At 32.1% G+C, this 19,668-nt stretch carries 18 protein-coding genes; all 18 read right to left on the bottom strand.

Going from position 1 to position 19,668, the window contains the following annotated elements; translation table 11 throughout:
* Window positions 1-38: 38 nt before the first annotated feature.
* The 18 genes from Q1A73_RS01865 to hisC all read right to left on the bottom strand — a co-directional run bounded on the left by Q1A73_RS01865 (window position 39) and on the right by hisC (window position 19,648).
* Window positions 39-944, bottom strand: a complete 906-nt coding sequence (locus Q1A73_RS01865) for a ribonuclease Z (protein ID WP_299600905.1) — start codon at window positions 942-944, stop codon at window positions 39-41.
* A gap of 62 nt (window positions 945-1,006) precedes the next feature.
* Window positions 1,007-1,459, bottom strand: coding sequence for a thioredoxin family protein (locus Q1A73_RS01860; RefSeq protein ID WP_299600902.1), 453 nt, complete (start codon window positions 1,457-1,459; stop codon window positions 1,007-1,009).
* A gap of 52 nt (window positions 1,460-1,511) precedes the next feature.
* Window positions 1,512-1,844 carry a ribonuclease Z gene (locus Q1A73_RS01855; RefSeq protein ID WP_299600899.1) on the bottom strand — a complete coding sequence of 111 codons (333 nt, stop codon included), beginning with the start codon at window positions 1,842-1,844 and terminating at the stop codon, window positions 1,512-1,514.
* A gap of 4 nt (window positions 1,845-1,848) precedes the next feature.
* Window positions 1,849-2,778, bottom strand: a complete 930-nt coding sequence (locus Q1A73_RS01850) for an aspartate carbamoyltransferase catalytic subunit (RefSeq protein ID WP_299600896.1) — start codon at window positions 2,776-2,778, stop codon at window positions 1,849-1,851.
* Window positions 2,779-2,798: 20 nt separating this feature from the next.
* On the bottom strand, window positions 2,799-3,338 hold the full coding sequence (gene pyrR / locus Q1A73_RS01845) for a bifunctional pyr operon transcriptional regulator/uracil phosphoribosyltransferase PyrR (protein WP_299600894.1): 540 nt from the start codon (window positions 3,336-3,338) through the stop codon (window positions 2,799-2,801).
* Window positions 3,339-3,484: 146 nt separating this feature from the next.
* Window positions 3,485-4,123 (bottom strand): hypothetical protein, encoded by a 639-nt coding sequence (locus Q1A73_RS01840; protein WP_299600892.1) that lies wholly within the window; start codon window positions 4,121-4,123, stop codon window positions 3,485-3,487.
* Window positions 4,124-4,332: 209 nt separating this feature from the next.
* Window positions 4,333-6,159 (bottom strand): 30S ribosomal protein S1, encoded by a 1,827-nt coding sequence (gene rpsA, locus Q1A73_RS01835; protein ID WP_299600890.1) that lies wholly within the window; start codon window positions 6,157-6,159, stop codon window positions 4,333-4,335.
* 216 nt (window positions 6,160-6,375) lie between these two features.
* On the bottom strand, window positions 6,376-7,782 hold the full coding sequence (locus Q1A73_RS01830) for a TlpA disulfide reductase family protein (RefSeq protein ID WP_299600888.1): 1,407 nt from the start codon (window positions 7,780-7,782) through the stop codon (window positions 6,376-6,378).
* A gap of 72 nt (window positions 7,783-7,854) precedes the next feature.
* On the bottom strand, window positions 7,855-9,900 hold the full coding sequence (locus Q1A73_RS01825) for an OmpA family protein (protein ID WP_299600886.1): 2,046 nt from the start codon (window positions 9,898-9,900) through the stop codon (window positions 7,855-7,857).
* Window positions 9,901-9,903: 3 nt separating this feature from the next.
* Window positions 9,904-10,821: a type IX secretion system membrane protein PorP/SprF gene (locus tag Q1A73_RS01820; protein WP_299600884.1), complete on the bottom strand. Its 918-nt coding sequence runs from the start codon at window positions 10,819-10,821 to the stop codon at window positions 9,904-9,906.
* Between the two features lie 7 nt (window positions 10,822-10,828).
* Window positions 10,829-13,618 carry a gliding motility-associated C-terminal domain-containing protein gene (locus Q1A73_RS01815; protein WP_299600881.1) on the bottom strand — a complete coding sequence of 930 codons (2,790 nt, stop codon included), beginning with the start codon at window positions 13,616-13,618 and terminating at the stop codon, window positions 10,829-10,831.
* A 333-nt stretch (window positions 13,619-13,951) separates the two neighbouring features.
* Entirely contained in the window at window positions 13,952-14,548 is a 597-nt protein-coding gene (gene hisIE / locus Q1A73_RS01810) for a bifunctional phosphoribosyl-AMP cyclohydrolase/phosphoribosyl-ATP diphosphatase HisIE (RefSeq protein ID WP_299600878.1), read from the bottom strand.
* Window positions 14,549-14,640: 92 nt separating this feature from the next.
* Window positions 14,641-15,396 carry an imidazole glycerol phosphate synthase subunit HisF gene (gene hisF, locus Q1A73_RS01805; RefSeq protein ID WP_299600875.1) on the bottom strand — a complete coding sequence of 252 codons (756 nt, stop codon included), beginning with the start codon at window positions 15,394-15,396 and terminating at the stop codon, window positions 14,641-14,643.
* Window positions 15,396-15,911: a DinB family protein gene (locus Q1A73_RS01800; RefSeq protein ID WP_299600873.1), complete on the bottom strand. Its 516-nt coding sequence runs from the start codon at window positions 15,909-15,911 to the stop codon at window positions 15,396-15,398. The genes hisF and Q1A73_RS01800 overlap by 1 nt, the downstream gene beginning before the upstream one ends.
* Window positions 15,912-15,913: 2 nt before the next feature.
* Window positions 15,914-16,642, bottom strand: coding sequence for a 1-(5-phosphoribosyl)-5-[(5-phosphoribosylamino)methylideneamino]imidazole-4-carboxamide isomerase (gene hisA, locus Q1A73_RS01795; protein ID WP_299600871.1), 729 nt, complete (start codon window positions 16,640-16,642; stop codon window positions 15,914-15,916).
* 47 nt (window positions 16,643-16,689) lie between these two features.
* Window positions 16,690-17,271 (bottom strand): imidazole glycerol phosphate synthase subunit HisH, encoded by a 582-nt coding sequence (hisH, locus tag Q1A73_RS01790; RefSeq protein ID WP_299600869.1) that lies wholly within the window; start codon window positions 17,269-17,271, stop codon window positions 16,690-16,692.
* Window positions 17,272-17,368: 97 nt separating this feature from the next.
* Entirely contained in the window at window positions 17,369-18,511 is a 1,143-nt protein-coding gene (gene hisB, locus Q1A73_RS01785) for a bifunctional histidinol-phosphatase/imidazoleglycerol-phosphate dehydratase HisB (RefSeq protein ID WP_299600867.1), read from the bottom strand.
* An 87-nt stretch (window positions 18,512-18,598) separates the two neighbouring features.
* Window positions 18,599-19,648, bottom strand: a complete 1,050-nt coding sequence (hisC, locus tag Q1A73_RS01780) for a histidinol-phosphate transaminase (RefSeq protein ID WP_299600865.1) — start codon at window positions 19,646-19,648, stop codon at window positions 18,599-18,601.
* Window positions 19,649-19,668: the final 20 nt, after the last annotated feature.

Genomic DNA, 19,668 nt, shown 5'->3' with positions numbered 1-19,668 from the left:
ACTGAAACAAACTCATTTATAAAAACCCTAATTTTTATTTAATATTTAAAAACTTTTCCGTCATCTCCTATCTCAACATTTTCAAAAACGGTTTGGGCTTCCTCCTTGAAAAGCTCAATATTGCCATATCTAGTAGAATAATGTCCTAAAATCAAGTTTTTAACGTTTGCTTTTTTAGCGATGGTAGCAGCTTCTATTGCCGTACTATGACCTGTTTTATCACATAAATGTTTATGGCTTTCCAAAAATGTAGATTCATGATATAAGGTAGTTACATCCTGAATTATAGGTATTTTTTCTTCATCATATTTTGTATCACTGCAAAATGCATAACTCTTTGCAGGAGCAGGATCATCTGTTAATTCAGAGTTTGGAATTATACGACCATCATCTAATATTACATCTTTCCCTTTTTTGATGGATTTATAATACACCTTGTCAATATCATAATTGAGCACCTTACTCATGAGCAATTTTCGATCCCCTAATTTTTCCTGAAACAAAAAACCATTACAATAAATGCGATGTTGTAAAGGTATCGTACTTACAATCACTTTATCGTCTTCGAATACAATTTGAGAATCTTCGCTAGTTAGTTCATGAAAATGCAAGGGATAATCTGTCCAAGAATTTGAAAGTTTTAGTTGTAGTGTAATCGCTTCTTTTATTCCTTCAGGGCCATATATATGAAGAGGGTTTTCTCTATTCAACATTCTAAAGGTAGATACTAAACCAACTAATCCATAAAAATGATCTCCATGAAGGTGAGAAATAAAAATATGATTAATCCTAGAAAACTTTATCTTATTCCGTCTTAATTCTACTTGCGTGCCTTCTCCACAATCAATAAGAAAAATGTGATTATTAATTTCTAATACCTGAGATGTAGGATTCGTAAATGTTCTTGGAGTAGCCGAATAACAGCCTAAAATGGTAACTTTCAATTTATTTTATATCTTAATTTTTAAAAAGTTGAAGATAACTTAATCTTATAGATATATCAATATTAACGCCCAAAAGAATCAAATGTAGTAAGCAATTCCATATATCTGTTCGCGGACATTTTTCGGTATCCTGTTGCACCGAGCACCTGGCCTTCTTGATCAATAACAAGAATAACAGGAAATACCATTTTTTTATTATACTGGTTTGCCAAAGAAAAGTTTTTTTCCTGTTGTTCTTCTGATAGACGATTTTTTTTTCGTTTTGGAAAATCTGCTTTTACCCAAACAAATTTTTCGTCGGCAAACTTTTTAAAATCAGTATTCGAAAAAACTTTTCGCTCTAATTTAATACAAGGTGGACACCAATCAGAACCAGTAAAAAGTAAAACAATATTTTGATTTTTTTCTTTTGCTAATGCTTTAGCTTCTTCAAAATCATATTTCCAGTCTTGTGCAATTACAGTTGTCGAAAGCAACAAAGTAAACACAAGAATAAATGGGGCTATTTTATTCATGATAAATAAGACGTTAGAAATTAACTTTGATTACAAAAAATATCAAAGATTTTTAAAAATCCAGATCACGCTCGATTTCTTCCATTTCAATTAGGTCCAAAGCTTCTATCAAAGTTGGAACAATAGTAATCTCTTTTGGCGATTCATCGTAAGATACCTGATCTGTTACTATAACAAATGAACGTTTATTTGCTTTGTGCTTATTTGAGACCCTAAGAAACTCATTTATATCATCAACTGATAGGTTTTTTAATGAGAATAAGTTGGCAACAATATTATCATTTTTCATTGATTCGTATTTAGTCTCAATGGCTTTCACGAAATCAACAACTGTTGCTTTTTCTTGTGTAATAATGGTTGTAGAACCTTCTTTATTGAATATCATACTATTATTGTTTTATTTTTGAAGCTAAAAGATAAATAACCGCCATTCTCACTGCTACTCCGTTCTGAACCTGATCTAGTATAATGGCTTGTTTAGAATCAGCAACATCACTCGTGATCTCTACACCACGATTGATAGGTCCCGGATGCATAATTACAATCTCCTTGTCGAGGTTATCCAACAACCTCTTATTTACTCCAAACTGTTGAGTATATTCTCTTGTGGAAGGGAAATAGCTAATTTCCATTCGTTCATTCTGAACACGTAGCATATTTGCTACATCACACCATTCTAAAGCCTTTATAAGATCCGTTTCTACCGTAACACCGAGTTTTTCTATATGTTTTGGTATTAACGTTTTAGGACCACATACTTTTACCTCTGCTCCTTGAAGCTTAAGCGCAAAAATATTAGACAATGCTACTCTAGAATGTAAAATATCTCCAACTATAACAATTTTTTTTCCTTTTACTTCTCCTAACTTTTCGCGGATGGAATAGGAATCCAATAATGCTTGAGTAGGATGCTCATGAGCTCCATCTCCTGCATTTACAATACTTGCATTCACATGCTTAGACAGAAAAACACCAGCACCTGGATTAGGATGTCTCATCACTACCATATCCACCTTCATAGACAGAATATTATTAACTGTATCTATGAGTGTTTCTCCTTTTTTAACGGAGGAAGATGCCGCAGAAAAATTAATAACATCTGCAGATAATCTTTTTTCAGCTAGTTCAAATGATAATCTAGTTCTTGTACTATTTTCAAAAAAAAGATTAGCGATAGTTATATCTCTAAGCGAAGGAACTTTTTTAATAGGTCTATTGATGACCTCTTTAAAATGATCCGCTGTTTCAAAAATGAGGTTAATATCTTCATTGGTAAGATATTTAATTCCTAGTAAGTGATTTACACTTAATTCGCTCATTCTGTATTTAAATTTAATTTTTATCTACTTACAAGATAAACTGCATCTTCTCCTTCATTTTCTATCCAGTTTACCTTTACTTTTTCCTGATTAATCGAATCTACCTGTCTGCCTCTATAATTTGGTTGTATGGGTAAATGTCTGCTAAAACGTCTATCGATTAATGTTAATAATTCTATTTCTAATGGTCTACCAAATGATTGAACAGCTGTTAATGCAGCTCTTATACTTCTTCCTGTGTATAATACATCATCAATGAAAACAACTCTTTTGTCTTCAACTACAAAATTAATATCTGTTTTATTAGCTTCTAAAGGTTTTTCTCCTCGTCTAAAATCATCTCTATAAAAAGTTATATCTAGATACCCTAAATTCAAATTATGGAGTTGATATTCTTCAACAAGAATTTTCTGTAACCTCTTTGCTAAGTAAGTACCTCTCGGTTGTATTCCTATTAAGACTGTATTGTCGAAATCTGTATGATTTTCTATCAATTGACAAGCCAAACGGTGCAGAATAATATCTATCTCTTTTGCACTAAGTAGTAATTTTTGACTCATAATTTCCAAATAGACATTTGGAATACAAATGTAATCAAATTTTAGGATTATTCAATCTTAGATTTCGGATAAAAATAAGCTCTTGTATTTCAAAAACTAATGTTACTTATAAAAGAATTTTATTGTCAAAATGGAATAAAAATCTGTCATTCTTTTATTTCTATCCAAGATCCTCCTAAAGGTTTAGGTTTAAATGGTGCCGCTGTAGGAGTAGGATAAAAATTCTTATATGGATCGTCATAATCATAAATTTGTCCAGATTCTTTATCAATTTTATAGGTAATAGCATATTGATCACCAATTTGTATCCTATAATGATCCTTATGTTCTCTAATAGTAATATGCCTTTGTGTTTCAGGATCTAGATAATATTGAGGATCATTTCTATTATTAAGCTGAAAAACTTTAGAGACCATCTTTTTTTTAGTTTCTGTATGTTGATATAAAAAAACTTTACTAAAATGGTCTACAGATTGTTCCTTCTTTTGATTGTATACAATACTTCCGCTGGAACCAGAGACATGATCCATAGAAACATATATGGTTTTTTCTAAATGATACTTTGTATTCATTGGAAAATAACGAATCGGAGAATGCTCTTGAATATCAACTTTTACCGTCAAATCATTATACCATACAGAAATAGTAACTTTATCATTTTTTAAAACTGATTCTGGATCATCTGTTATATCGGTTAAAGCGATGTATACTATTTTTTCTCTCCCCAGCTGCCTGGTTTGACTTACAATCTTCTTAAATTCCCGTAACTCTTCTTCTGTATGCATATGCTGACAATGTAATGAATGTATAAACAAGTTACTTATTACTAATAAAAACAAACCTCTCATTACTACTATAATCTTATAACATCTAAATTCTATAAATTATTAGATTTCTACTACACCGATATCAGTGAATACGTAGCACCTACTTTCAGTGTAAAAAAAAGACCGCTCTTTCGGAGCGGTCTTTTAATTTATAAAGAATAAAGAGATTAGTTACCTCCTTTTTCCATTTTAGCTTTAAGATCTGCTAATGCATCGATATCACCAAGAGTGGTTTTCTCTGAATTACTAGCGGCAGCTTTCTTAGCAGCTTGCTTAACGATCTTAGCTTCTTCTTCTTTAAATAAAGCTGTATGAGAAGCTACCACTCTTTTGAATTCTTTATTGAATTCAATGATTTGGAATTCTGCTTCTTCACCTTTAGCTAACTTCTTACCATCTTCTTTCTCTAAGTGACGAGACGGTACGAATGCAACGATATCCTCATTAAACTCGATAGTAGCTCCTTTGTCTACAATCTCCGTAATGGCATGTGTATGCTTAGTTCCCACTGCGAACTCTGTTTCATACTTATCCCAAGGATTATCTTCAGTTTGTTTGTGTCCAAGACTTAATTTACGTCCTTCTACATCTAATTCAAGAACAATAACATCCAACTTATCACCTACATTAGTGAAATCTGATGGGTGCTTGATTTTCTTCGTCCAAGAAAGGTCAGAGATATAAATTAATCCATCAATACCTTCTTCTAATTCTACGAATACTCCAAAGTTCGTAAAGTTACGAACAATACCAGTATGCTTAGAACCTACAGGGTATTTAGATGTAATATCAGTCCATGGATCTGGAGTTAATTGCTTAACACCTAGAGACATTTTACGCTCTTCTCTATCTAAAGTTAAGATTACAGCTTCTACTTCATCACCAACTTTTACGAAATCCTGTGCTGATCTTAAGTGAGTAGACCAAGACATTTCAGAAACGTGGATTAATCCTTCTACTCCTTCTTCAACTTCGATAAACGCACCGTAATCAGCGATTACAACTACTTTACCTTTAACCTTATCTCCAACTTTCAACTCATTATCAAGAGCTTCCCAAGGATGCGCTTTCAATTGCTTAAGACCTAATTGGATACGAGTCTTAGCCTCGTCAAAGTCTAAGATTACAACATTTAATTTCTGATCAAGTTCAACGATCTCATTTGGATGATTGATTCTAGACCAAGAAAGATCAGTAATGTGGATAAGTCCGTCAACTCCTCCAAGATCAACGAATACACCGTAAGAAGTAACATTCTTAACAGTACCTTCTAATACTTGACCTTTTTCTAACTGACCAATAATTTCTTTCTTCTGCTCTTCGATATCTGCTTCGATAAGCGCTTTGTGAGATACTACAACGTTTTTGAACTCGTGGTTGATTTTAACAACTTTAAATTCCATTGTTTTACCTACATATGCATCATAATCACGGATTGGTTTTACATCAATCTGAGAACCTGGTAAGAACGCCTCGATTCCGAATACGTCTACGATCATTCCTCCTTTAGTTCTACACTTAACAAATCCATTTACGATTTCACCAGTATCATGAGCGTTATTTACTCTATCCCAAGCCTTAATTACTCTAGCTTTACGGTGAGATAAAATTAACTGACCTGTAGCGTCTTCACGTACATCAATTAAAACCTCTACCTTATCACCTACTTTAAGATCTGGGTTGTAACGAAATTCATTTAATGAAATTACACCTTCACTCTTTGCATTGATATCAATGATAGCATCACGATCTGTAATATTAATTACTGTTCCTTCTACTACCTCATCATTTAAGGTGTCTACAAAATTTTCTGCAACTAGCTTTTCAAACTCTTCTAATTTAGAATCTGCGATTGGGTCGATACCTTCCTCGTAATTGTGCCAGTTAAAATCTTTTAAAAATTGCTCAGGATTTTCTTGTTGAGGAGAAGCCGCAGGAGCTGCCTTTGGAGCCTCTACTTCCTGAACATCTGTGTTTTTTGTTTCTTCAGACATTGAAGATAAAATTTGTATCCTGTATTTGTTTGAGAATCAATACGAAAACTTATACAGAAGCGTTAAATTAAATTATATTTATCCTTTTTTTATTCTCTTAATCGCCAAAAAGGGCTGCAAAAATACAATTTAATTTATTAGAAAACAAAGTATTAAGATAAAGATCTAAAAACAAATTTTGAAAATTATAAGCTTGAGATTTATAGCTCTAGCCCATCATAAATTTAAAGTTGCGAATAATTTCTCCATTTTCTCAGTTTCTGCAGGTGCAGGAGCATTACGATCTACTATTTTACCATCTGGATCAATAAGAATAAAACGAGGAATGCTATATGAATAAGTATCTGTTACTAAAAAATATTCTCTCATAAAATCGGATTTAGTAACATTTCCTGCATACAATTGTATGGAATTCTCTAAGTTTTTCTTTTTGATCAAATTTTTCCATTTCGACTTATTCTTTGGTTCATCAATAGAAATTCCGACAAACTTAATTTTTTTATTCTTATACTTACTTTTAAATTCATCTATATAAGGAAATTGATGTATACATGGTTTACACCATGTGGCCCAAATGTCAATATAAATGTAGTTCCCTTTAAAATCAGATAGCGAAACCATTTTTCCATTATAGTGTTCATATTCAAATGAAGGAGAAGGCTTTCCTTTTTCTAATTGTTTTAATCTTTCATATTTATTTTGGTATATTTTTTTGTGATTGGGATTAGAAGAAGTCATTAAAAGTGGAAAAATATTTTCAATTGTCTCATTAGTTTCTCCAGGATAAAGAAGTAAACCACTATGATAATACATAAAATCATCTTTTATTAGTCCATCTGGTATCTCCTTTAAAACCTCTGAAAATGATTTAAACCCAACATTTTCAAAAATCTCCTTACTATAATAATTACGTTTTATTTGCTCTAATTTTCTATTATAGTGCTCTTTAACTAAAGATTTGTAACTACCAATAGTTTCATACCTAGATGCGTCAGATAAATCTGAAACATCTAAACCTTCAAAATAATTTTTAGGTAATGAATCATTAAGAACAAAACGAACGTATTTATATAACTCAGTCAAATAATTCCATTGATTACTTCTTAGTTCCTTTTCTTTAAACTCTGGAGTTATTGTAGTAGTCGTATCCAAAATATTTTGGATAGCATTTTTCAGAACCAGACTTTGCTCTTTTACTTGTACTGGTTTATTATAATATTGAAAAAAATTAATACTATCCTTTAAAGATTGAATTACACGATTTTTAGTGACCAAAAAGTTATTTTCATTGGCTCCTTCTCCTTCATAGTAAAACGTTTTCATTTTATTTTCATGATCCGCATTTAAATGCAGCTTATTTCCTTTTTCAAGATATAATTCTACCGTTTTTCTTCCTAAATTGAAATGAAAATAATTAACGGTATCGATTGGGATTGTATCAGAAAAAGAACCATCTGACGCAATTGGAATACTTTTTTTTAGATGATCTCCTACTACAATAAGAGTATCTATTTTTTTTGAATGCTTTATCTGTCCAGAGAAAACAGCATAATCAATAGGGCTTTCTTTTTGACAGCTAATACAACTGATACAAAGAAGGAGAATTCCATAGAATTTATTCATAGTTTGAGTTTTGTGGTTAAAGCACAAACTTACAACTAAGTTTTTAGTTAAAAATAGAATTACCAAAACATGCTAATATTTAATAATCTCGAATTCACTTCTTCGGTTGATCTGATGATCTTCCTCCGAACAATTCTTTGCATTACAATCAATTAAAGGAATAGACTCTCCAAAACCTTCAAACTTCATTCTTCTCGCATTTACATAACCAACTAAGGCAAGATAATTACGTGTTGATTCTGCTCTCTTTTCGGAAAGTACCTGATTATATGAATCTGTACCCCTACTATCTGTATGTGAAGAAATTTTAATATAAACACTTTTATATTTCTCTAACTTTAAGGCAAACTCATCTAGTACCTTTTTAGAATCCGCTCTTATATTCCACTTGTCATAATCAAAATAAATAGGCGGAAGATCGAAATATAGTTTCCCATTTTTTTCTATCACTGGAGGGCCTACCTTATCATTTAACAAGGTGTTACGTAATTTTTCTCCTGTTAAGTTTTCCTTGTTGGCAACTATGTCTTTGTTAGGAGCAGTTGTATTATTTTCATCATTACCATTTTCCTCTGCTACAGAAACTATTTCTTTATCCAGATAAATCACATAAACTTCATTCTCTTTTTCCTTTACTATAATTGATTTTGTTTTGCTATTGTAGCCTTTTGCAGTAGCTGTGAAATCATATCTACCAGGAAATAAGGATATGGTAAAAAATTCTTGTTTGTCTAGCTTACCTTCATGCAATTGATTTTCTAAATTCGAAACAGATATATCCGCATCGGGTATATAGGAATCTGAAGCAAAATCTTTAACCGTGAATCTAGCTTTATATTCCTTAAGAAATATTTCTCCTATCTGAGAAAAGGAATAGATATCATCATCTGTTTTATTTTTTCTATTTGAAGCAAAAAAACCATCTGTTTCATTATAATACGTAAGAGAAAAATCATCGTACCTAGAATTAATAGGCGCTCCAAGGTTAACAGGTTTTATGAAAACATTATTTTTTCTTTCTGATACAAAGAGATCCATCATCCCTAAACCTAAATGACCATTAGAAGAAAAAAACAAATGGCCATCTTTCGATATAAACGGAAACTGTTCTCTATTATCCGTATTGATAGTGGCACCAAGATTTACAGGCTCATCATACGTACCATCTTGATTAACAAGCACTCTATAGATATCAAAATCACCATATCCACCAGGCATGTTAGACGAAAAATATAATATCTTACCATCTGAGGAAAGTGATGGATGTTCTACAGAATAGTTTGTATTATTAAAAGGAAGCTTTTCTGGAGTTTGCCAAATACCATCTATCTTGGTTGATTTATATAAGAATATTGAGTTATTTCCTATACTATCGTATTTCTTTTTGCCTTTTTCAGAATTACTTTTAGAAAAGTAAATGGTGTTGCCGTCTTTGGTAAAACAAAAATTACCTTCATGCAATTTAGAGTTAATCTCTCCCGAAATTTTTTCTATATCAGTTGTTGGTATATTTTTCTCATTCACCTGAACCTTATAAATATCTAAAAACGGACGATGAGTCCATTTATAGCTTTTATCCATAAAACCATTAGAATTCCTATCAGAGCTGAAATAAATGGCACTATCTACCTTAACTGCAGCAAACTCTGATGCATTGGAATTAATTTTTAGAGGACTAATGGTATAGTCGTCATCTTTTAGTTTAAAGGCCTCAATAACAGCTATGGCACTTTCTCTATGTAATTCTTCTGATTTGTTTTTCTTATACAAAGCCAGAAACTCAACTGCTTTTTCATATTTTCCTAAAGCAGAAAGTACTTGATACATTTTAAAATTATACGAATTATCGTAACTCTTATCTTTTGCATAAAACTTTCCAGAAGTCAAGATTTTAAGATACCGATATGCCTTTTGAAACTGAAAAGTATTATAATATGAGGTAGATATCTTTTCTAATATATCTTTTCTATACCCTTCTCTATTGAGTTCTTCCTCATATTGCAGCGCTGCATTGATATAGTCTCCTGTTTCAAAAAAACGATCTGCTCTACTCTTTCTTTGGGAAAAAATAGTTTGTCCGATCAATAGGACGAATACAAATAGTAACTTAGTTTTCATATTTTAATAAAATCTTGGAGATGTATATTTATTGCTAAGATTGAGTAAATCGAAATTATAAAGAAGAATAATTTCATGACTTCCGTTATTATACCCACTTAATTCACTAGTACTAAAATCATATGCATATCCCACTTTTAAATTTCTGGTAATATTAAATCCCGCCAGCGCAATAAAAGCATCTTCATAGCGGTAAGAAACTCCTAGTTCGAATTTATTATAGATTAAGGAATTTAAAGAAATATCAAAGGTTAATGGTGAATCCAAAACCTGTTTGATTACTAAAGACGGTTTCAGTTTTACCTCATCAACCAAATCAAAAACAAAACCAGTAACCCCATATAAATGGGTTTTTGATCTAGATACACCTACTCCATCTATATCAACGTCATTAGGTAGTAAATTTGGCGATGAAATTCCGGCATAAAAGTTATTAGAAAACAAGAATAGGCCTGCTCCCAGATTAAGTTGCAAAGAAGAGTTGTTATCGGAAAATGCAGGATCATCGGACACATCAGATCCTATGGCATTAAACTGAAAACTTGTAATACCAGCTTTTAAACCATATGATAACTTAAATTTATCAGAAATACGAGTGATATATGCAAAATCAACATTAAAATAATTATTATTGGTACGAATCGCTTCTCCAATTCTATCATTTACATAGTTTACGCTCAACTCTATCTTTTCGTTTAACGGGATATTACCAAAAACATTTGCTGTTTCGGGTGAACCTTCTATTCCAGTCCACTGTTTTCTATATAAAAGACCGGTAGAAATAAGCCCTCTTTGATTCGTTACATAAGCTGGATTTACCGTACTCATGTTATACATATACTGGGAATATTGTGGATCCTGCTGTGCATACATCACCGAGCAGAAAACAAGTGCTATACTTAAAATTAATCGTGATCTCATGAACTATTTATCTGCTTAGGTAAAAACTTCCTTGAATTGGAAAATTATTTTCAAAATTGGGAGTAAAAATATAGAAATAGGTTCCAGAAGGAAGATCATCTCCTAATCGCAAAGAAACGTTACTTTCTCCTCTAAATTCTTCTGTATCTCTATTCCCTTCATATACTAAAGCTCCGTATCTGTTGTATATTTTTAAATCAAAATCTGGAAATGCAATTGGAATATTAAATTGATCCTCTATAAACAGATCAAAAGTGTCATTTTGGTTATTTCCATCTGGAGATACTCCATCCTGAAAATCCAACGCACATAATTCTCCATTAGAAAACCGTTCTCCCATATTTAGGATATTTATTTGTACCATTACTCGTTCTGATTCACAATTATCAGCATCAACCGTAGCTATATAAAAAACCTGATTATCGAAGAGTAAAGGGTTATCAATAATTGGCATATCACTTTCTAGACTAGCATACCAATTATAATTGAGTACATCGACCTCTATATCATCTAGCCTTTTAGCATCCAGAATACAAAACTCTTGATCAGGTACATTTGGTTCTGGTAAATCAATTATTTGTACTTCCACATTTAATGAAGATTGATCACAAGGAGCAGAATTAGGAATAACATATCTAAAATTGTATATCATATTAACCTCATTATCTGGATTAGGAAGTAGATCAAATTCCACCACACCTTCGGGAGTTAGCGCACCGGTATTTTCAATATCCTCAAAACTTCCAATTCTAGGAGTATCATTGTCTAGCAGTGTAAATAGATTCACACGACCGTCTATTTCACAAAAAGAAGCACTACGATCATTTCCTATTTCTACAGGCTCTACTATTTCTATAGTTACTGTAGCTTGATCTTGACCAGTACATCCAGCATTACCACCTACGGTGTAAACATAATTTCCAGGACCCAAGATTGGTAACGTAAGATCTGTAGCATCAAAAACTCCTAAATGATCTGGTGAGGTATATCCGAAAGGACCTGTCCATATTCCTGTTGGATCAGGATTTCCTTCCAATAGATTAAAAAGAGTAACGGTCAAATTATCTGAACATACGGTAACAGCAGTTCCACTTCCAGCACCTGCATCAGCTTCTTTATATATTGTAAATTCAAGTGTAGCTTCATCTACACATCCTGAAGGATTCATTGTCGTATGTGTAAATGCATAAGAAATAGGATCCACTATATCTACAGGAACTATAAAAATATCATCGACTATAACATTCATATCATCTGTCCAAACTCCTTCTGCTATTTCTCTTCCATCTGAGTTGAGTAAACTGCGTAAACTAAATTGATCATTAGAACTTTGACAAATATTTAGACCTACTGTATCCTGTCCTGCGTAATCATAAGGCAAAATCTCAATCGTGACAATAGTAGAAATCGAAGCGCAAGGATTACTATCTATGCTAATAGGATTACATACGTCATCCGAAAATAAAAATGTAACGTCGCAGCTCTGTCTGGGAATCACATCATATCGAAATCTATAAGTTCCTGGATTTGCATTAGCAATATTAATTGGTCCAAGATGTTGCTCATCTTCAGGTAGATCATTTAGATTATTTTCTAAATTCAGGTCTCCATTTGAAGGCACTCCTCCAACAAAGGTCCAAAAGGCAAAATCATCAGCAATTGAACCATCCATATATTCATATCCAGGTTCAAATTCAAGTAGATCAAAAAGATTAATTTGATCTGGAGAAGAATTAGGACAAATTTCTTCCACTGAATTCTCAGGAGCAAATGGCCTTAATTCTTCATAAATCACGAAGGTAACCGTTTCTTCGTCATTTGGACAAATAGGAGATCTACTGTTGATTTTATAGGTATAACTAAAATTCACACAACTAAAACCAGGAACATAGTCTGGAGAAGCTCTAAAAACGTCGTAAACCTCTTTTAAATTAATTGTTGAATCTGTGGCACTTGTAATTTGACCAGTATTATCATCATCTTCCCAACTTCCTCCTGTATCTTCTCTTGTTAAAAATCTATCTTCAAAAAGATTAATATTCTCATCCCACAAATCAATATCACTTTCACAAATCGTAAATGATGATCCGTAACCAGCTGTCACCGGTCTTACTACTGTTATTTGGACATCAACAAAATCCGTTACACAAGTATCTACATTTAAAACAGTATATCTAAAACTAAAATCTTCACTATCTACAGGAAAACCTCCGTTATCGTCTATAGTAGTGGCAAAATTTGCACCTTGTAATATATAAGGATTTGCTGGTTGAGGACCTGTGTAGGTCCACTCACCATTTAAATGAGGAAGTGCAAAACCTTCTCTAGATTCCAGGGTATCAAATAGATTGATATCAACTTCGATACCAGGTTGGCAAATATCATCATTATCACATACTGGAAAGAATCCCGTAGTAGCAGCAATCCCAGCGTAAGGCCCAAGCTTTAGATTAACTCTAACTCTATACCCACTTGGACAATTGGGGTTTATAAGATCAAAAAAATAATCCCCAGAGGCATCTCTTAATTGCCACAATCTTAAAATACCAGAAGACTCTATGCCCTCTTCCCCTTCTTCTATTCCAGTTGATTCCCAAGAATCACCAGATTCGGGAACAATACCTGTTTCATTATATAAATTAATTATTCCATCGGGGTTACCATCATTATCAAAGTCAATGGTTTCCATATCACAAACAGTTATTGTCTGTGTAGTGTTACATTGAGCAAATAGTTTTTTTGTGACCCCAAAAAACAGAAATACAATCAAAAAGTGTTTTACGTAATATTTTTTCAAGATGAATTGGTTTAAGTGTAAGTATCATTTCATCACATTTTGTTACTATCAAAAGTGAAATAAAATTGATTAATATTCTAAAAGTATGTAAATATTAAAAAAAGTGATTTAAAAACACTATGATTTATATTAAGATTGATGCCTTTTTTAGTAACGAAATTTTCCCCTTCATCAAATAAGAGAGAAAAAAGGTACATAAAAGAATATACCAAACAAGATTTTCATAAATGAATTAATCATTTACGAAGTATCAAATCAATTATTCTAAAAGTTCGTTTAAAACTTATCGTAGCATCACTATGATAATTTGGAAGTAAAACACATTAAAATCAGTTAGTGTCTATCTTTTAAAACCTCAACAATATCATTTAATTTATATCCTTTTGCTTGTAACAAAATTAAATAATGAAAAAGTAGATCTGCGCTTTCATCTAAAAACAATTTTTCATTATCATCTTTAGCTTCAATAACAACTTCTACAGCTTCTTCTCCTACTTTTTGAGCAACCTTATTGATCCCTTTTCTAAATAAAGATGCTACATAAGATTTTGAATCATCTTGATTTTCCTTTCTGTTTTGAATAACATTTTCTAACTCGGTTAAAAAGCCAAAAGTCTGTGTATTATTTTGAGCCCAACAGGTATCATCACCTTTATGACAAGTCGGACCTACAGGATCCACTGTTATTAATAATGTGTCTTTGTCACAATCATTTTTTATATCTATCAGATTTAAAAAGTTGCCACTTTCTTCTCCTTTTGTCCATAATCGTTTTTTAGTTCTACTAAAAAAAGTAACCTTTTTTGTGTCAACTGTCTTCTGATAAGCTTCTTCATTCATGTACCCTAACATTAGTACATTTTTCGTTAAAGCATCTTGTATAATTGCTGGCACTAATCCATCATTATTTTTATCGAAATTTATTTCCATCATTAAGTTTTATAACTTCACAATTGAAGTGAAATATATTGATTGTATGTTATTTTGGTATAAGCTCTCCCGAATGTAAAAGCATAATGTAATTATAATCTAACGGGAATGTCATTCTTTTTTAATTCTTTCTTTAGATCTTCTATTTCTATTTCCTTGAAATGAAAGACACTAGCAGCCAATGCTGCATCTGATTTACCTTCCTTAAAAGTATCCACAAAATGCTTAATATTTCCTGCTCCTCCAGAAGCAATAATAGGTATATTAAGTTCTGTAGATAATCTTGCTAATGCTTCATTTGCGAAACCATCTTTAGTACCATCATTATCCATTGACGTAAACAAGATTTCTCCAGCTCCTCTTTCTTCCACTTCCTTTGCCCAATCAAAAAGATTTAATTCCGTAGGTACTTTTCCTCCAACCAAATGTACTTTCCATTCTCCATCTATTTGTTTAGCGTCTATCGCTACAGTGATACACTGACTTCCAAATTTACCGGCTAATTCATTAATCAATTGTGGATTTTTTACTGCAGAAGAATTCACTGAAACTTTATCTGCTCCATTTTTTAGCAATATATCAACATCTTCCACGGAAGAAATCCCTCCTCCTACAGTAAATGGAATATTTACTTTTTCTGCTACTTTCAGCACTAAATTTGCTAATGTTTTTCTTCTCTCTTCTGTTGCAGAAATATCTAAAAATACTAATTCATCTGCTCCTGCTTTAGAATAGATATCTGCTAATTCTACCGGATCACCTGCATCTCTTAAATCTACAAAGTTCACTCCTTTTACAGTACGCCCGTTTTTAATATCTAAACAAGGTATGATTCGTTTTGTAAGCATTACTTATCGTTGTTTTTTATATTTAAGTCCATACCGTCGTAAAAACCTAAATCTTTGTTTTTTAATTGTTTTGTCCAAAATGCAATTTGCCCAGTATGATATGATAAATGCTCTGTCACATGAATAGCAATACCAATTCCAGAAAAATTAAAACCTTGCACTTCTCTTTTTCTTTGATACTCTGCGGTTGAACAAGTATTGATGATCTTTTTAGCTTTAGTAATTGTAGCAGTTAATTTGGTTAACAATTCCGATTTGGACAATCCATCGGTAATACTAAATTCTGCATCTCGATCTCTATTATCTTCTAAATTCCCTAAAGACGAGATTGCGTATTGTGTAATATTACCACATAAATGTAAAATCAAATTACCAATACTATTCGAAGATTCATTAAACCGTTTCCATATATCCTCTTCAGAAAGTTGATCAAAGCTAATGGTAATCATTCGGACACTTTCATCTAATCTGTAGATGATTTGTTCTTTAAAATCCTGAATTATCTCTGAATCCATTGTTAGTTTATTTGAAGAATATAGTTTTCTAATTGTTTTAAGCTAATTCTGTTCTCATATATTGCTTTTCCGATGATGGCTCCTTCACATCCAATCTCTGCCAATTTAGGTAATTCATCAAACGCCGAAATTCCACCAGAGGCAATTAATTTTATATGCTCGGAATTATCCAAGATCTTTTTATAAAGATCAAATGAAGGTCCTTGTAACATACCATCCTTACTAATATCAGTACATATTACATAAGAAACTCCTTCTTTTTGGTATTCTTGAATAAATGGAATTAGTTCTTTATCGCTTTCTTCCAACCAACCACTCACTGCAATTTTCTCATGATGAGCATCTGCTCCAAGAATTATCTTATCATTACCAAACTTAGATAACCAAGATTTAAAAGTTTCAGGATTCTTCACTGCAATACTTCCACCTGTAATTTGGTTTGCACCACTTTCAAAAGCAATCTTAAGATCTTCGTCCGTTTTTAGTCCACCACCAAAATCAATTTTAAGACTTGTTTTAGATGCTATTTGTTCCAAAACTTTGTGATTGACTATATGCTTCGATTTAGCACCATCTAAATCTACCAAATGTAAATACTGAATTCCATGTGCTTCGAACTCTTTTGCTACTTCTAATGGACTTTCATTATATATTTTCTTGGTATCATAATCTCCCTTAGAAAGTCTGACACATTTTCCATCTATAATATCTATTGCTGGTATTATTCTCATTTTTCTCTTTGGTAAATAGTTATTGTTTATTAGTTGTTGGTTTAAATTTATAGCTTTAAAAAATTCTCTAAAATTTTCTCTCCAACAGTACTGCTCTTTTCAGGATGAAACTGAGTTCCATAGAAATTATCTTTTTGCAATGCTGTACTATAGGTTATTCCATAGGTAGACTCCGCAATTGTAGTTTCAGTAACGGGAGCATAATAACTATGTACTAAATAAATATATTCGTTTTCGGATATATCATTAAAAAGTGAAGATTTTAGAGATGTTATTTGATTCCATCCTATCTGGGGGACTTTTACATCCTTCTGAAATCTAATCACATCTGTATCAAAAATGCCCAAACCTTTGGTATCACCTTCTTCTGTATAATTACACATCAATTGCATTCCTAAACAAATCCCTAAAACTGGTTGTTTTAATTCTGGAATTAGTTTTTCCAAACCAGAAGCACGAAGTTTTTGCATAGCACTGCTCGCTTCTCCTACTCCTGGAAAAATAACTTTATCAGCCGCTTTAATCTCCTCTGGATCATCACTCAGAATGGCCTCATATCCTAATCGCTGAATTGCAAACTTAATGGACTGAATATTACCGGCTCCGTAATTTATAATTATTATTTTCATTTATATTGTCATTCCAGCATAGTCTGGAATCTTTTTTAATTTAAACCTTCTACTTTACTGTGGATTCCAGCCTGCGCTGGAATGACAAAAGCATTGGTTATAACATTCCTTTCGTACTTGGTAGAATCATTTTTTCAGGATCTCGCTTTACTGCCACTTTAATTGCTTTGGCAAAAGCTTTAAAAATAGCTTCAATTTTATGATGCTCGTTGGTTCCTTCTGCCTTTACATTCAAATTGGCTTTTGCACCATCGGTAAAGGACTTAAAAAAGTGATAAAACATTTCTGTTGGCATTTTACCAATCATTTCTCTTTTAAATTCTGCATCCCAAACGAGCCAGTTACGTCCTCCAAAATCTATTGCTACTTGAGCCAAGCAATCATCCATTGGCAAACAAAAACCATATCTTTCTATACCCAATTTATTGTTTAGAGCTTTACTAAAAACTTCTCCCAAAGCAATTGCTGTATCTTCAATGGTATGATGTTCATCAACTTCTAAATCTCCTTTTACTTTAATCTCTAGATCCATTTGTCCATGACGTGAAATTTGATCTAGCATATGATCAAAAAACTCCAGTCCTGTAGAAATATCACTTTTCCCAGTTCCATCCAGATTTAGCTTAATATAAATATCAGTCTCATTCGTTTTTCTAATTATTTCCGCTACTCTTTCATTTAGTTTTAAAAACTCATAAATCTCTTTCCAATCTGTTGATGTTAGCGCAATACTTTCTAAAATAGTCTTCTTATCTGTTTCTATTTCATCTGCGCCAAGTTCTGGATCTTCAGATAAGAAAATTCCTTTAGATCCCAAGTTCTTAGCTAATTCCATATCGGTAATACGATCACCCAATACAAAAGAGTTTTCTAGATCATACTTTTCTTTATCAAAGTATGCTGTTAACAAACCTGTTCTTGGTTTACGCGTATCTGCATTTTCATGAGGAAATGTCTTATCGATATGAATTGCACTAAATACAACTCCTTCCTTCTCGAATGCTGATAATACTTTATTATGTGCCGGCCAAAAAGTATCTTCTGGAAAGGAATCCGTTCCTAATCCATCCTGATTAGTGACCATTACCAATTCATAATCTAATTCACTGGCTATTTTAGCCATGTATTGAAAAACTTTTGGGTAAAACTCTAGTTTCTCCAAACTATCTAATTGATAATCTACTGGTGGTTCCAAAACAAGTGTTCCATCACGATCTATAAATAATACTTTCTTTTTCATTTTTTTGTCATTCCAGTAAAGGCTGGAATCTATTTTTAATTAAACATTTTGTTATTTATGGATTCCAGATCAAGTCCGGAATGACAATTACAAACTCTTTAATGCTTCTATTAATTTTTGGTTTTCTATTGTCGTACCCACTGTAAATCGTAAGGTATTTTCACAAAGTGGTTGTGTTGTTCGATTTCGGATCACAATTCCTTTTTCTAAAAGTTGGTTATATCTGCTATTAGCATCATCTACTTTTACCAAGACAAAATTAGCATCTGACTTATAGATCTTCTCAATAAAGCTAATTTCCTCTAAGGCAACCATTATCTTTTCTCGTTCTTGCAAAATATTGTCTACCTCTCTTTCTACAGATGCTACATCCTCTACTCTTTCTAATGCCTTTCGCTGTGTTAGTTCATTTACATTATATGGTGGTTTAATTTTATTTAAAACCCCTATAACTTCTTTAGAAGCATAACACAATCCAAGTCTAATACCCGCCATTCCATATGCTTTAGATAATGTTTGTGTAATAATAAGATTAGGACATTCTTTGATTTTACCAATCCATGTTTCTTGAGATGAAAAATCAATATAAGCTTCATCAATGACAACCAACCCATTAAAGTTTTCTAAAATATCCACTATACTCTTTTCTGAAAAAGAATTACCCGTAGGATTATTTGGTGAACATAAGAATATCATTTTTGTTTGGTGATCAACTGTATCTAAAATCTTAGCTACATTAGGCTCAAAATTATCATTTAGAAGAACTTTTCTGTTTTCTATATCATTGGTGTTTGCTAATACATTATACATCCCATAAGTTGGTGGTAATGTAATGATATTATCTACTTTTGGTTCACAAAACGCTCTAAACAAAAGATCCAAAACTTCGTCACTCCCATTTCCTAATAAAATACAATCAGTTGATATGTTTTTTTGCTCACTTAATACAGCTTTAAGACTTCTTTGTTGTGGATCAGGATATCTGTTTACCCCATTTTCATAAGGATTCTCATTAGCATCCAAAAAAATCATTTCCGAACCATCTGAAACGTATTCATCACGAGCAGATGAATATGGCTGTAAATCTTTTACATTTTCACGAACTAATTGGTCTATATTGAATTTTATCGTTTTCATTATTTATTGTGCTTCTTTAT

This window comes from uncultured Aquimarina sp. (assembly GCF_947492115.1).
GTDB lineage: Bacteria > Bacteroidota > Bacteroidia > Flavobacteriales > Flavobacteriaceae > Aquimarina.
Note: the sequence above shows the minus strand (reverse complement) of the source record. Positions and strands in the feature narration are given on the sequence as shown.